12 protein-coding genes are annotated in these 14,215 nt (G+C 67.9%); 3 read left to right on the forward strand and 9 right to left on the reverse strand.

The window, feature by feature from the left end:
• Positions 1–169: 169 nt before the first annotated feature.
• The 3 genes from clpX to tig all read right to left on the reverse strand — a co-directional run bounded on the left by clpX (position 170) and on the right by tig (position 3,748).
• The gene (gene clpX / locus AC3WLY_RS31675) at positions 170–1,441 is read right to left on the reverse strand and encodes an ATP-dependent Clp protease ATP-binding subunit ClpX (protein WP_006489345.1); all 1,272 of its coding nucleotides are present in this window, start codon (positions 1,439–1,441) and stop codon (positions 170–172) included.
• 166 nt (positions 1,442–1,607) lie between these two features.
• Positions 1,608–2,261, reverse strand: coding sequence for an ATP-dependent Clp endopeptidase proteolytic subunit ClpP (gene clpP, locus AC3WLY_RS31680; protein WP_010092137.1), 654 nt, complete (start codon positions 2,259–2,261; stop codon positions 1,608–1,610).
• Between the two features lie 140 nt (positions 2,262–2,401).
• The gene (gene tig / locus AC3WLY_RS31685; RefSeq protein WP_175961013.1) at positions 2,402–3,748 is read right to left on the reverse strand and encodes a trigger factor; all 1,347 of its coding nucleotides are present in this window, start codon (positions 3,746–3,748) and stop codon (positions 2,402–2,404) included.
• Between the two features lie 391 nt (positions 3,749–4,139).
• On the opposite strand from tig, the gene AC3WLY_RS31690 reads away from it, so the two are divergent.
• Both AC3WLY_RS31690 and AC3WLY_RS31695 read left to right on the forward strand, forming a co-directional pair.
• Positions 4,140–5,285 carry a glycerate kinase gene (locus AC3WLY_RS31690; RefSeq protein ID WP_425130781.1) on the forward strand — a complete coding sequence of 382 codons (1,146 nt, stop codon included), beginning with the start codon at positions 4,140–4,142 and terminating at the stop codon, positions 5,283–5,285.
• A 62-nt stretch (positions 5,286–5,347) separates the two neighbouring features.
• Positions 5,348–5,797, forward strand: coding sequence for a MarR family winged helix-turn-helix transcriptional regulator (locus AC3WLY_RS31695; RefSeq protein WP_492308771.1), 450 nt, complete (start codon positions 5,348–5,350; stop codon positions 5,795–5,797).
• Positions 5,798–5,993: 196 nt separating this feature from the next.
• Here AC3WLY_RS31695 and AC3WLY_RS31700 read toward each other — a convergent pair whose 3' ends face one another.
• Positions 5,994–6,992 (reverse strand): 2-dehydropantoate 2-reductase, encoded by a 999-nt coding sequence (locus AC3WLY_RS31700; protein WP_492308772.1) that lies wholly within the window; start codon positions 6,990–6,992, stop codon positions 5,994–5,996.
• 243 nt (positions 6,993–7,235) lie between these two features.
• Between AC3WLY_RS31700 and AC3WLY_RS31705 the strand changes: the two genes are divergently transcribed.
• Positions 7,236–7,451 (forward strand): hypothetical protein, encoded by a 216-nt coding sequence (locus tag AC3WLY_RS31705; protein WP_029227107.1) that lies wholly within the window; start codon positions 7,236–7,238, stop codon positions 7,449–7,451.
• A 31-nt stretch (positions 7,452–7,482) separates the two neighbouring features.
• On the opposite strand, the gene AC3WLY_RS31710 is transcribed toward AC3WLY_RS31705, so the two are convergent.
• From AC3WLY_RS31710 to AC3WLY_RS31730, 5 genes are all read right to left on the reverse strand, one after another.
• A complete protein-coding gene (locus AC3WLY_RS31710) occupies positions 7,483–8,526 on the reverse strand; it encodes a DUF4438 domain-containing protein (RefSeq protein WP_175961019.1) in 1,044 nt (347 codons plus the stop codon).
• Positions 8,527–8,598: 72 nt separating this feature from the next.
• Positions 8,599–9,447: a hypothetical protein gene (locus tag AC3WLY_RS31715; protein WP_492308773.1), complete on the reverse strand. Its 849-nt coding sequence runs from the start codon at positions 9,445–9,447 to the stop codon at positions 8,599–8,601.
• A 22-nt stretch (positions 9,448–9,469) separates the two neighbouring features.
• On the reverse strand, positions 9,470–10,558 hold the full coding sequence (locus AC3WLY_RS31720; RefSeq protein ID WP_060091562.1) for a hypothetical protein: 1,089 nt from the start codon (positions 10,556–10,558) through the stop codon (positions 9,470–9,472).
• A gap of 165 nt (positions 10,559–10,723) precedes the next feature.
• On the reverse strand, positions 10,724–12,673 hold the full coding sequence (locus AC3WLY_RS31725) for a hypothetical protein (protein WP_492308774.1): 1,950 nt from the start codon (positions 12,671–12,673) through the stop codon (positions 10,724–10,726).
• A gap of 59 nt (positions 12,674–12,732) precedes the next feature.
• Positions 12,733–14,007 carry a hypothetical protein gene (locus AC3WLY_RS31730; protein WP_175961027.1) on the reverse strand — a complete coding sequence of 425 codons (1,275 nt, stop codon included), beginning with the start codon at positions 14,005–14,007 and terminating at the stop codon, positions 12,733–12,735.
• Between the last annotated feature and the right edge of the window lie 208 nt (positions 14,008–14,215).

A 14,215-nucleotide genomic window follows, 5' to 3' on the forward strand; every position in this document is an offset into this window, starting at 1 on the left:
TTCGGTAATTGAGGCCGCCACAACGAATTGCAAGCCTTCAAGTGCGGGAAATATTCGGTAAGAAAGTAACCACCGCGTGTCGAGTCAGAGTTACCCACAAGATAAACGAAAAAAAGCCGCCCACGGTCTCATGAACGGCCTTTTTCGCAGAACATCGTCGGCAAGCCGGTCAGTTCGAACCCGCCACCTTCGGCGTGTCCTCGTAGATCAGCAAAGGCTTGCCGTCCCCATCGATGACGTTCTCGTCGATGATGACCTTGCTGACCCCTTTCATCGTCGGCAGCTCGTACATTACGTCGAGCAACGCCTGTTCGATGATCGAACGCAAACCGCGCGCGCCGGTCTTGCGGCGGATCGCCTTGCGGGCGACTGCCTGCAGCGCGCCCGGCCGGATCTCCAGCTCGACGCGCTCCATCGCGAACAGCTTGTGATACTGCTTGACGAGCGCGTTCTTCGGCTCGACCAGGATCTTCATCAGCGCGGCTTCATCGAGCTTGCCGAGCGTCGCGACCACCGGCAGACGGCCGATCAATTCGGGGATCAGACCGAATTTGATCAGGTCTTCCGGTTCCGTTTCGCGCAGCACTTCGCCCGCGTCGCGCTCCTGCTTGCTCTTGACCGTCGCGCCGAAGCCGATGCCGGTTTTCTCGGTGCGATCGGTGATCACCTTCTCGAGACCGTCGAACGCGCCGCCGCAGATGAACAGGATGTTGGTCGTGTCGACCTGGATGAAATCCTGGTTCGGGTGCTTGCGGCCGCCCTGCGGCGGCACCGACGCCATCGTGCCCTCGACGAGCTTCAGCAGCGCCTGCTGGACGCCCTCGCCCGACACGTCGCGCGTGATCGACGGGTTGTCCGACTTGCGGCTGATCTTGTCGATTTCGTCGATGTAGACGATCCCGCGCTGGGCCTTGTCGACCTCGTAGTTGCAGTTCTGCAACAGCTTCTGGATGATGTTCTCGACGTCCTCGCCGACGTAGCCGGCTTCGGTCAGCGTCGTCGCATCGGCGATCACGAACGGCACGTTGAGCAACCGCGCGAGCGTCTGCGCGAGCAGCGTCTTGCCGGAGCCCGTCGGGCCGATCAGCAGGATGTTGCTCTTCGACAGCTCGACGTCGTCCTTCTTGTCGAGATGCTTCAGGCGCTTGTAGTGGTTGTACACGGCCACCGCGAGGATCTTCTTCGCGCGCTCCTGGCCGATCACGTACTGATCGAGGATGTCGCGAATTTCCTGCGGGCTCGGCAGATCCGACCGGGACAGGCTGGCCTCGACGCCGGCGGCAGCCGCCTCGTCGCGAATGATCTCGTTGCAGAGGTCGATACATTCATCGCAGATGAACACCGACGGGCCCGCGATGAGTTTTTTCACCTCATGCTGGCTTTTCCCGCAAAACGAGCAATACAACAGCTTCTCGCTGTTCGAACCTTTTTTGTCCGCCATGAATGTAGAGCCTCCGGACAGGTAAGTGACATGATACGCCGAATGCTCCGAACGCCGCGCCTAGGGCGCGACCGGAGCCGGCCGGATGCGCTTGCCGCAGAGGCTCGGGGCGTGCGGAACATAGCAGGGGCGCCGCGCGAATCGGGGCGGCACCCCACTTAAAAGTTTACGGGCGCTTCAGCAGCACCTGGTCGATCAACCCGTACGCCTTCGCGTCTTCGCTCGACATGAAGTTATCACGGTCGGTGTCGCGCGCGATGCGCTCGACGTCCTGGCCCGTGTGCTGCGCGAGCAACTGGTTCAGCCGCTCCTTCAGGTAGAGGATTTCGCGCGCCTGGATCTCGATGTCGGATGCCTGGCCGCGTGCGCCGCCGAGCGGCTGGTGGATCATCACGCGCGAGTTCGGCAGCGCGAAGCGCTTGCCCTTCGCGCCCGACGCGAGCAGGAACGCGCCCATGCTGGCCGCGAGGCCCATGCACAGCGTCGATACGTCCGGCTTGATGAACTGCATCGTGTCGTAGATCGCCATGCCGGCCGACACCGACCCGCCCGGGCTGTTGATGTACAGGCTGATGTCCTTGTCGGGATTCTCGCTTTCGAGGAACAGCAACTGCGCGACCACGAGGTTGGCGGTCTGGTCGTTCACTTCGCCGACCATGAACACCAGGCGCTCCTTCAGGAGACGCGAATAGATATCGTACGAACGCTCGCCGCGGCCGCTCGTTTCGACGACGATCGGCACCAGCCCCAGTGCTTGCGCCTCGAAACCCTGCGGCGCGTTCGAAGCAAGCATGTCCAGCAATTCAGCGCGAGTGATCATTCAATGAACCTTGTTCGAATGGAAAATTGAACGGAGGGAAGCCGCCCGCTCAATCGCCATATTAATGGCAACCGTGCGCTTGACGTAAAAACGGCGTGCAGGCCGTCGCTCCGACAGCCGGCACGCCGCTAGAGCAACACTTACGCTTGCGCCGATGCGCTCGCGAGTGCCTCGAAGCTCACTTCCTTGTCCGTCACCTTTGCCTTGCCCAGCACGAAGTCGACGACGTTGCTTTCAACGACGAACGCTTCCATCTCGGCGAGGCGCTGCTGGTTGGAATAATACCAGCGGACCACTTCCTTCGGGTCTTCGTAGCTCTTCGCGAACTCGTCGACTTCCGCGCGGATCTGTTCCGGCTTCGCTTCGAGGCTGTTCGACTTCACGAGCTCGGCCAGCACCAGGCCCAGCTTCACGCGACGCTCGGCCTGCTCGGCGAACATCTCGGCCGGGATCGGTGCGTCCTTCGCGTTCGGCACGCCGCGCTGCGCCAGATCCTGGCGAGCCATTTCGACGAGACGTTGCTGGTCCTGCTCGATCAGCGCCTTCGGCACGTCGAGTTCGGAAATCTTCAGCAGCGCGTCCATCACCTGGTTCTTGACGATCGACTGCGTGCGGCGCTTCGCTTCGCGCTCGAGGTTTTCCTTGATCTCGCCGCGCATCTTCGTGAGATCGCCGTCTTCGATGCCGAGCGACTTCGCGAATTCGGCGTCGATTTCCGGCAGGTGCGGCCACTCGATCTTCTTCATCGTGACCGTGAATTGCGCGGTCTTGCCCGCGACGTCGGCACCGTGGTAGTCGTCCGGGAACTTCAGGTCGAACGTGCGCGATTCGCCGGCCTTCAGGCCCAGCGCCGCGGTTTCGAATTCCGGCAGCATGCGGCCTTCGCCGAGCACGAACGGGAAATCTTCGGCCGTGCCGCCCTGGAACGCGACGTCGTCGATCTTGCCGACGAAGTCGACCGTCACGCGGTCGCCGTTCTTCGCTGCGGTGTCCGCACCGCCGTCGCCGTGCTCGCCGGCTTCGCCGCGTGCGTGGTAGTGCACGCGCTGCTTGCGCAGGATGTCCAGCGTGCGGTCGATTTCGGCGTCGCCGATCGACGTCGTCGAGCGCTCGACTTCAGCCGTCGCCAGATCGCCGATCTTCACTTCCGGGTAGACCTCGAACGTCGCGTCGAACGCGTATGCATCTTCGGCTTGCTCCTGCTTCGGCTCGAAGCTCGGCTGGCCGGCGACGCGCAGGTTTTCCGCGCGGCTGATCGTGAAGAACTCCTGGCCGATCTTGTCGCTCAGCACTTCCGCCTCGACCTGGCCCGCGTACTGCTGCGCGACCATCTTCAGCGGCACCTTGCCCGGGCGGAAACCCGGCATGCGCACGTTCTTCGCGAGTTTCTGGATACGGGCGTCGATTTCCTTCTGCACGGTGTCTTTCGGCAGGGAAATCGTCACGCGGCGTTCAAGCTTGCCGAGGTTCTCAACAACGTTAGCCATGGCTTCAATCGTCCTAAAATTATTCGAGCGAATCGGGTTTTCCTTGCCGTGCCTGCCTGCGGCGTGAAGTGAGGGTCACGTTCACACGCCGCGCCGGAGCGCCACGCCATCCCTGCACGCGCCGGATGGCTAGCGCAAGCGGCTCGGAGCACGGCTTTGGCCGGAAGAATCGACTATTCTAGCAAACAATTTTCCTCGCACCGCCAGTTCGGCGCGACGCGCATGCGTCTGCGCCATGTCGGCAGCCCCTTGCACGGCAATGCACGCGGATCGCCGCTATGCCGTTCGCCGTATCCACCGCGGGCCCACCATCCTGTAAGCTCCGATTAAGGGTGCGCCGCCGTCGCGGCCCCTGCCATTCTTCACACCAATCACGCCTTCCGGAGACACCATGCCGCAACACCCGTCCGCGCCTGTCGTCGTCATCGCGCCCGATTCGTTCAAAGGCTCGCTTTCCGCCGAGCAGGTCGCGGACGCGATCGCCACCGGCATCCGCCGCGCCCGCCCCGACGCGGTCGTGCGCTGCTGCCCGATGGCCGACGGCGGCGAAGGCACGCTCGACGCGATGCTGGCAGGCGGCGGCACGCGGCGCTCGCTGCGGGTGGCCGGCGCGTCGCTCGCGGCACGCGACGCGGCGGTCGGTGTGATCGACGCGCGCACCGCGATCGTCGAGACGGCCGAGATCGTCGGCATTACCGACCCGGTCGGCATGAGCGTGCCGGTCGACGCGCGCAGCACGCGCGGGATGGGCGAGGCGATCCGTACGCTACTCGACGACGGCGTGCGCCGCTTCTTCGTCGCGCTCGGCGGCAGCAGCACCAACGATGCGGGTGCCGGGCTGCTCGCGGGCCTCGGCCTGCAATGCTTCGACGCGGCCGGCCAGCCGGTCGAGCCCGTGCCGTCGCGGCTCGCCGACATCGCGCGCCTCGACGCGTCGGGACTCGACCCGCGCCTGAAGGAAACGGAATTCGTCGGCATGTCCGACGTCGACAACCCGCTGACGGGCGCGCACGGCGCGACCGCCGTATTCGGCCCGCAAAAAGGCGTGACGTCCGCGCAGGTTGCGACCCTCGACGCGGCGCTCGGCCATTTCGCCGACCTGCTCGAAGCCGCGCTCGACCGACGCGCTCGCGACCTGCCCGGCGCCGGCGCCGCGGGCGGCCTCGGTTTCGCGCTGCACATGCTCGGCGCGCAGTTCGAAGCCGGCGCCGAAGTGGTCGCGCGGCAGGTCGGGCTCGATGCGGCGCTCGCCGGCGCCGACTGGCTGATCACCGGCGAAGGCCGCTCCGACGTGCAGACGCTGCACGGCAAGGCGCCGTTCATCGCGTGCCGGCACGCACAGGCCGCAGGCGTGCCCGCGTCGCTGCTGTCGGGCGCGGTCGATCCGGCCGCGCTGCCGCGCCTGTCCGAACATTTTTCCGGCTGCTTCTCGCCGGCTCCCGGGCCGATCACGCTCGACGTCGCGATCCGCGACGCGGCGAACCTGCTCGCGAACGAAGCGGAGCAATTGACACGCCTGAAGTACGGCGCACACTGACCGTTGACCCGAGCGCGCGATACAGGAACAATCGGGCCCGCCCTTTTTCTTCAGGATTCGACATGAAAGGCCGTCAAACCGGGCTCGATCAGTTTCTGACCTATCGCCTCCATGCACTCACGAAGCGATCCGACCGCGGGATCGGCGGGGTGTACCGGCACAAGCTCGACATCTCGCTGCCCGAGGCACGCGTGATCGCCGCCGTCGGCGCGTTCGGTCCGTTCTCGATCATGGATCTCGCGCGCCACACCAATCTCGACAAGAGCCAGGCGAGCCGCGCGGCCGAAGCGCTGCTGCGCCAGGGGCTGCTCGAGCGCAGCGCCAGCGACGAGGATGGCCGGATCGTGCTGATCGCGCTGACCGCCGACGGCCGCGCGCTGCATCGCAAGATCATGCCGATCGTGCGCAAGTGGAACGACGGGTTGCTCGCGTGCCTGTCCGACAGCGAACGCCAGACGTTCGAGCGGCTGCTCGACAAGGTCGTCGCGCACGCAATCGAGCGGGACGACTGAGCCGCGTGACGGGCTCGGCATCGGCAGACGATCGAGCCCTGCCGGCAGCATTGATCCGACGAATTCGACGGGCCGCCCGGGCCGCGTAACCAGCGACCGGGCGGCCCGTTTTGCATCATGCGGCGACACCCGCCAAGGATCGCGCTTCGCCGCGTTGCCCGCGACCGCGACCGCGAATCCATCAGGCTCGCAGACGCTACAGCCCGCTGTTCGCCGCGCGCTGGCGCAACAGCCCGAGCACCGCGTCGCAATACGGGGTCGGCACATCGAGCTTGCGTCCGAGCTCAGGAAACACGCCGAGGATCGGCCCGATCTCGAGCGGACGCCCCGCTTCGAAATCCTGCAGCATCGACGTCCTGAACGCGCCGAGCTTGCGCGTGACCGCGATCCGTTCGGGCCCGCTCATTCCTGTCGACAGGCCGAGCTTTGCGCCGATCGCGGCAGCCTCCTCCATCATCCGCAGCGCGAGATCCTGCGTGAGCGGATCGTCGAGCAACTGCTCGGCCGTCGATCCCGTCAGCGCACTCAGCGGATTCATGTTCATGTTGCCCCACAGCTTCGCCCAGATCTCGGTCCGGATCGCCGGCGTCGACTCGACGTCGAACCCGCCCGCCGCGAGCGCCGCGGCAAACCGTGCGGCGGCCGTGTCGAGCCGCGGACCGGGTGCGCCGACGATCAGCCGGTTGCCGCGCCCGCGGCGCACGACGCCCGGCGCGTCGGTGCTCGACGACAGGTGCACGACGCAGCCGATCGCCTGCGCGGGCGGCAGCGCCGCCGACACCGCGCCGGCCGGATCGACCGCGTCGAGCGGCACGTTGTCGATCGGCCCTTCGAGCCCGTGCGTGAACCACCACGGCAGCCCGTTCATCGCCGCGACGATCACGGTGTCCGGCCCGACCAGCGGCGCAAGGCGCGCGGCCAGCGCCGGCAGCGCCTGCGCCTTCAGCGCGATCACCACGTAGTCCTGCACGCCGAGCGCGGCCGCATCGTCGCTCGCGCGCACCGGCACCGACGATGTGACGCCCGCCTCGTCGATCACGCGCACGCCGTGCGCGTTCAGCGCGTCGAGCGTCGCGCCGCGTGCATATGCGCTCACGGTCATGCCGGCCCGCGACAGTGCGGCCGCAAGCAATCCGCCGATCGCGCCGACACCGACCACCGCCGCGCGCACCGACCCTGAATTCATGTCGTTCATGATGGAATTCCGTCTCCCGGGAGCTGACGAGCATAGCGCGACATGGTTGCATGCACAACCATCTCGATGAGGCACGGCCGCCGACGGGATCGGCACCTGTTGCGCTGCAGACCGATGGGCTCCTGCCTGCCCGCGAACAGCGCGATCGAGGCCGCGCGCGTGATGCGCCGGCCCTTGCGCGATCCATGCGAATGGGGTTTGCTGTGACTTTGCATGAACAAGGCCACGAGCCGCATCCTTCCGATGAAACCCACCCCGCGCGAGCATGCGCGCCGCAGGCCGTCGAACCTGACGCTGAATATCGCCGCCATCCTGGTCGGCCTCGTGACGTTCGCGATCGGCGCGAGCTGGCTGATCTACAGCTGGATCGTCGACCGCGAAGCGCAGTATTTCGCCATTCCACTGGTGTTCTCGGTGCCGGTGATCGTCGCGGTCGCGGTGCGCAGCTTCTGGGATTAGCGACCCGGCAAGGCGCGCAAATGCCTGCGCTTCATTCGACGACGGAACGGCCCGCGGTGTCGAACGCCAGCCGCACAGGCTGCTCGCGCAGCACACGGCGGCGCCGGCAATCGATCTCGGCCAGCGTCGGCCGCTGCCGCGGTGGCACGGCACGGCGAATGCCGAAGATCTCGGCGAGATTCGCCTGCGGCTCATGCACCGGTATCAGCACGTCGGCGGGACCGGTCAGCAGCGGCGTCACGCCGGGGCCGTGGCCGCTGACCGTGCTGTCGCCATGCACGATGACGCCGATGGTCACGCGGCCCGCGCGATAGAGCGGGCCGCGTCGCGTGTCGGCGTCGGTAATCGCGACCATGTCGCCGAAACGCAGGCTGCCCAGCCGATAGCGCTCGCGCGTGAGCCGATCGGCAAGCTGGATGTCGTAGTCGCCGCGCCACGCGGTGTTCTTCCCGAGGCCCGAGCCCATCAGGCGCGCCGGCACGAGGTGCGTGACCGGCACGTGCAGGCGTCCGTCGCGCTCCACGATGCCCCACCGACGCAGCAGGCGCGGCGCGCAGTTCAGCACCTCGACGCGCGCGCAATCCGGCAGGCGCAGCCCCAGGCCGTGCGCGACGATCTGCACGCGGTCGCCGATCCGCAGTTGCATCAGCACCTCGCTCGGGAAGTCCACCAGCACGTGATTGACGCCGCCGTGCTTGCCGGTGACCAGTCCGACCTTGCCGCTGCAGGGCCCGCTGATCACGCGGGCCAGATTGCCGACGCACGCGGACGTGATCAGCGCGTTGTTGGGGCCGTCGCGCGGGCCGGTCACCTCGCGGCCGTTGTTATGCAGCGCGACGCCGGGCTCCACGTGATCGCCGGCGAGGCCGACGCACAGATCGCCGATCCGCTTGTTCAGTGCGATGCCGCCGGTGCCGGGCAGCACCCGCGCGACACCGTCGTAGCCGATGCGATACGCCGACGCCTGGCCGACCGAATGCGCGATCTGGCCGGCGACCGCGGTGGCGACCAGTTGGCCGGCATTGACACGTGGCCCGTTGCGGCCATCAGGTTGCATCGACAGGCTGCGGCTCATCATGAATCTCCGATTGCGCGCGCCGGCATGCCGGCGCGGCGATCCCGGCCCGAGGCGGCACGGCGTTGGCGCTTACAGGTAGTACCACCATGCGCGCACGTCGTCCCACGGGTTCGCGGCATCGATCCGGTGCGCCGGCGCCAGCCCCTCTTCCGCGCGCGGCGGGACATGCGCCGCCGCCGCGACCATCGCCGGCACGACGTTCACGTGCAGCGCAACGAGCGGCGGGAGCTCCTGCGCCAGACTCGCGAGCCCCGCCGCCGCCAGCGCGTCGCGCAGCAACGCGCGCTCGGCGGCGAACAGCGACGCGGACTGCTCGGCCGGCAACGGATCGAGCAGCCGCGCGGGACGCCCAAGGCGCGCGAGCGCCTGCACCGGCCAGGGCTCGCGCTGCGCGACCGACGCCGTCAGCACCAGTGCGCCGTCCAGCGCCACCGACAACGCGAGCGCGTCGACGCTGGCCTCGCGGGGACGCCAGCGCGACGGCCAGATGCCGGACACCGGGTCCTCGTCGGGCCGCAACCGTGCGGCCAGCGCTTCGGCCAATGCTTCGTAATGCATCACGATGCCCGGAGCGGCGGCGCCATCCAGCTGCGATTCCGCGAGGTTGTCGCCGATCCAGCGCAACGGCCACGCGCTCGCGTCGGTCGCGTCGCGCAGCGCGATCCACGCCTGCAGCACGTCCGCGAGCGGCCACGGCGCGTCGATATCGTCGTTTGGCGCCCCGGCCGCCAGGCCGGGCAGCAGCAGCTCGCTCGCGTCGATCACCTGCCAGAAGCTGCGCGTGAGCCACGGCTCCAGCACCCGCGACAGCCGCAACGCGAACGCCAGACCGACGCGCGAGCCGAGCACCAGCGCGGGATCGAGCACGCAAGCGAGCTTGCGGCTCCGCACCGAGATCAGCATGTCGTCCGCGCGCATGGCCGCTCACCCGCGCACCGCATCAGGCGCCGATCGCCTGCGGAACGCCCAGCACGCTCTTCAGCGCCGGGGTCACGCCGGGGAAGCCGCGCCCTTCCGGCGTCATCCGGTAGGCCGCGAGCCAGGCCTCGGCGTGCGCGCCCATCGGACGCACGACGTTCTGGAACAGGATCGGGTCGATCGCGGTCTTGAAATCGTTGTCCGCGACGAACTGCAGCATCCGTCGACCGCTCTCGGCCATCTTGGCGCGCTGCGATGGTTCGGCGACCCCGCCGAGATAGCGGTTCGACACGATCTCGACGACGTCCCACTTGGTGTTCGCGTCGAACGCCTTCTTGATGTCCGGCGAATCCAGCAGCTTGAGCACCTGGATCAGGTAATGCCCGGTCTCCATCGCCAGCGCGAAGATGTTGCCGTAGGTCGAGCGGTCCAGCGCGTAGCGCAAGTCCAGGCCGATGCGCTGGATCGTGCCGACGCTGCCGAACGGCCGCTGGTCGATCAGCTGGCCGCCGCGAATCACCTCGCCGATCAGCAGGTCGCGGAAGTACTGGCCGACGGCGACCACGAAGCCGACCATCTGCCGATGGAAATTGCGGTTGACGACCGCGCCGGCCGGCGCCTGCGCGTTGCCGTAGTTGAACGCGCGGCGATACGCGATCATCCGGTCGCTCTTCTTGTAGCGGATCGGCTGCCACTTCTCCAGCAGATACAGGCCGCGCGCGCCGGGGCCCCGCTGGATGCGCATCTTGCCGAGCCGGAACAGCCGCAGCAACGTCTCCACCACTTCGAAGATCTTCATCCGTTCGTGCTGGTAGATGTAGTACAGCTCGGCCGCGGCGTGCAGTTGGCTGGGCACGATGGAGTCGTCGAAATCCGGCTGCACGCGCGGATAGGCGATCTTGTCGAAGCCCACTTCGCCCTGGGGGCCGAGGCCCAGCAGGTCGAAGAACCCCGCATCGCCGCCGCCGTTCGGCTTGCCCAGCAGTTCGCCGAAGCGCTGTTCGAACTGGTTGGAGAAGGCTTCCCGCTGATCGGGCGGCAAGCTCGCCAGTTGTTCCTGCAGGAACGTGTCCCACAGGCGCTGGATCGTCTCGTTGGTCTGGAAGTTCATGGCCTACTCCTGTGAGCGAAGTCGATGCGCGGGACGGGTGACGGGTGTCGCATGCGGACGCCGCGGCTGCGACGACGGCTCGATGTTCCCAACGTTGCGCTGCGCGCTTGTCGGTCGACCGGCGGCACCGGCAACGCCGGCGCCGCCAGCGGCGAGCGCCTGCAATCACTCCTTCTTGTACAGCTGCAGCACCTCGGAATTGATGCGGGCGATTTCGGCAAACGAGGTCTCGACATCCTGCGGGATGCGCGGAACAGGCGGATTCAGCCGATCGACGTGCGCGCCCTGGTCCACGAGCCACAGACCGCCATGCTGGAAGGTCGCGAGCACGCCGAGGCCGGCGGTATTGACATACTCTTCCGAAATCACGGGCGTCAGGCTTGAATGCGGATTCCCCACGGGTGCCTCCATGCCGCCGAAAACCTGGCTGATCGGCATGCAGCCGGACGCCATCTGCTCGACGATCGGCCGCCAGTTCTCGTCGGTCTGCACTTGCAACGCCAGTTCATGACGAAGTCGCGCTCGCGCTCCTGTCGGCACCGACGGCGCGGGCGCAGTACCAGGCTGCCACCAGTTGCCGGAGCCGGACTCCCAGTAGGCGGCAAACCGGTCGGCGCCGCCGCCCTGCGGAATCAGCAGCGCCTGCAGGTCGTCCAGTTGCTGGTCGACCTGCAGCGTTTGCTTCGCACGCGTGGCGTTATCGTTGAACGAGCCGAGGTAAGTCAGCGCCGCAGTTGATTGGGCCCAGCTCTCCGGGTGCCTCGCGGCGTAAATCAGCAGCCCGCATGCCGCCGCGCGCAATTCAGGATCCCCGAAATCCTTCTCCCCGATCGCGTAAAGATCGATCGCGCGATCGATGTCGAACAGGATCCTGTCGAGGACGATCTGCGCCCTGACCACGTCGTCGCTGCACATGCAGCGCGTCAGGCAGTCGATCGTGGACGCGAACTGGCCGCGCCGGTTGACCAGCTCGATCAGGCGGTTGTCCGCCCCGGACAACTGGGTCGAGCCGTAGAGACCGTACAGCAGCACCGTCGGCCGCGAAATGCGCAGCAGGCGGAATCCGCCGGAATGGTTGAAACCGTCGATGAACAGCTGCAGCGCCTCCTGGAACGCGGCAAGGGCCGGCGACTGCGGACTCACCGCATGCAGCGTGATCTGCACGAAGCGCTCGAAGCGGTTGAGCGGCGCCCACGCGGTCGCGCCGACGCGCCGCATGCCGCTCGTCGAGCCGCCGCCGGCCGCCTGCACGAGGTCGTCCATCGCCCGCGCCAGTTCGACCTCCGACAGCAGCGACCGGAGTTCGAACTGACCGCGATTCTCGAGCACACTGTACAGCTGCCGATAGGCATCGAGGCCGCGCGGCCACGTGCTCTGGTCGAGCGACTGCTGCGCGCCGCCGGACAGGTTGCGCAACGCCACCAGCACGGCGTCGCGACGCGCCTGCAGCTCGGAGAACGGCACCTGCAGCAGATAGCGTCCGCCCGCGAAGCCGTTGTTGGCCAGCGCTTCGCCCATCAGCACCAGCAGCACCGCGCAGACTTCGTCCAGGCTCTGCGCGAGATTGCGGTAGTCCTCGTTGAGCTCCGGCGTCAGCGCGCCGATCAGCCGTGCGAGACGCGCGTACTCGCCGAGCTGGCGGCGCATCGCGAACGCACGGTCGCGGCTGTACGCGTCGAGTCCCTGCAGCGCCGAGTTGATGCCGTCGTCGACCAGATCGTTGATCGCCTGCTGCCAGCCTTCCAGCTCGGGGCGCACGTCCTTCGCGAGATTACTGCTCAACAGCTCGGCAAGATCCTGGTCGAGGTCGCTCCTGGCCTGGTCGAGATCGAGACTGGTCGCGGTCGGCGCGGCCGGCGCGCCGACCGGCAGCGACGGCGTATTCAGGAACGGCAGCCCGTCGGCCTCGCCGCTGATCGCCCGCGCGCGCGGGTCGCCCTGGTAGCGGTCCAGCAGCGCCCGGGCGACCTGCGCCGGGTCGGCGGGATCGCCCACTTTCAATTCGCGCCGGATGAGATTGTCGAAAGCGATGCGCTGCGCGCCCGCCGTCGCCGGCGCGCTCGTCCCGTCGGACTGCGGCCAGCCGGTGTAGGAAAGATTGGCGGGGATGGACATGGCGGTACCTCGCTGGAAAAGGCTGGGCTAGTGTGGATGCTTCGTCGGCTTCCCGGCATTCAGGCGGCCAGCCGCAGCCGCGGCGGCGCGGCATGCTGCGGCGGCAGATGGGCGGTGAGCATCGCGATCACGCATTGCGCCAGCCGCTGCGGCGTGATGCCGCCGCCCTCCAGCGCGTAATGCGCGGCGCTGACGAGATGCCGCGGCGCCAGCTCCGGGTCGCGCCCGGCGGCGAGCCGGCGGGCGCCGTCGCGGATGGCCGCCTCGTCGTCGGGACGGAACGGGATGATGTCGACCAGCGCGCGCTGCGCCAGGTTGCGGCGCGTCTGGAACGCGATTTCGTCGACCACCTCGGGAATCAGCCGCGGCGCGCTCGCCATCAGCGGCGCCGGAATGCGATGGCCGGCGTTCGCGCGATACAGGCCCTGCCATACGCGCAGCAGCTTCGTCGCGTCGGCGCCGAACCCGAGGCGGCGCAGCATTTCCGCGAGCAGGTAGATGCGCAGGTAGGCCGTCGGATGCGCGCCGCCCGGCCGGTAGGTCATGGTCCGCGGTTGCGGATGCGCGAGGAAGTCGGCCATGCCCCACGCCGCGGCCGGCCCGCCGAGCAGGATCGCCGCCAGGTCCGCGAAGATCTCCTTGTGCCAGCGGCCGTAGATGCCGGCCAGGAACGGACTGTGCGCGCTGCCCATGATGCGTTTCAGCACGGCCTGGCGGTTTTCCTGCCAGATGCCGAGATCGGCCTGCAGGTTATGCGCGACTTCATGCAGGAACACCGATTGCCACGGCTGGTCCCGGTCCCACGGAATGCGAATGAGCGGGAACGGATTCTGCTCGCCGAGCAGACGCGACAGCTGCACGCCGCGCCGCATCGTCGCGGGCGAGTAGCCGTGCTCCATGTAGCAGACCGGCTTCAGCAGCGGGCCGTCGAAAATGCGCGGCGCCGCCTGGCGGATCGCCTGGTAGCAATCCTCGGCGATCGCGTCGTGGGCCGCCAGCGCGGGACCGTAGCTGGTCCCGCGCTGTGCGAAGACTTCGTAGAACATGCCGAACAGGCGCCGGGCCCGGTCGAGCTCGCGCTCGACCAGCGCGATGTCGATCAGCACCCGCTGGGGCGCGCGCCGCTCCCAGTCCCGCAAGCCGGCGAAGCGTGCGCGGATGCGCCGCTCGACCCCCGCAAGGCGTGCGTTCGCCGCTTCGAAATGACGGGCCGACGGCGCATAGCGCATGTCCTGCGGGCGCAGGCCGACGAACGCGTTGTCGATCCGCGCCAGCCGCGACAGGCGGGCGGAGAGCCCGCTGATTTTCGCTTGCAGAAAGCGGTGCAGGTCCATGGCCGGCTCCGTGTGCGTCGATGGCGGGGCGTCAACGCGCGCCGGTGATGGTGATCGTCACCGGGCCGCGCAGGCGCAAGTGCCGCACGCCGCAGTGCGGGCACCCGCCGCCGGCCGCGCCGGGCACGTGCCGCCCGGCGGTGGCGGCCACGCGGCGCGCGATGGGCGCGATCGTTCGCGCGATCGTCCTGGCGCCCTGGCCGCGCGG

The organism is Burkholderia sp. FW306-1C-G01B, assembly GCF_058781685.1.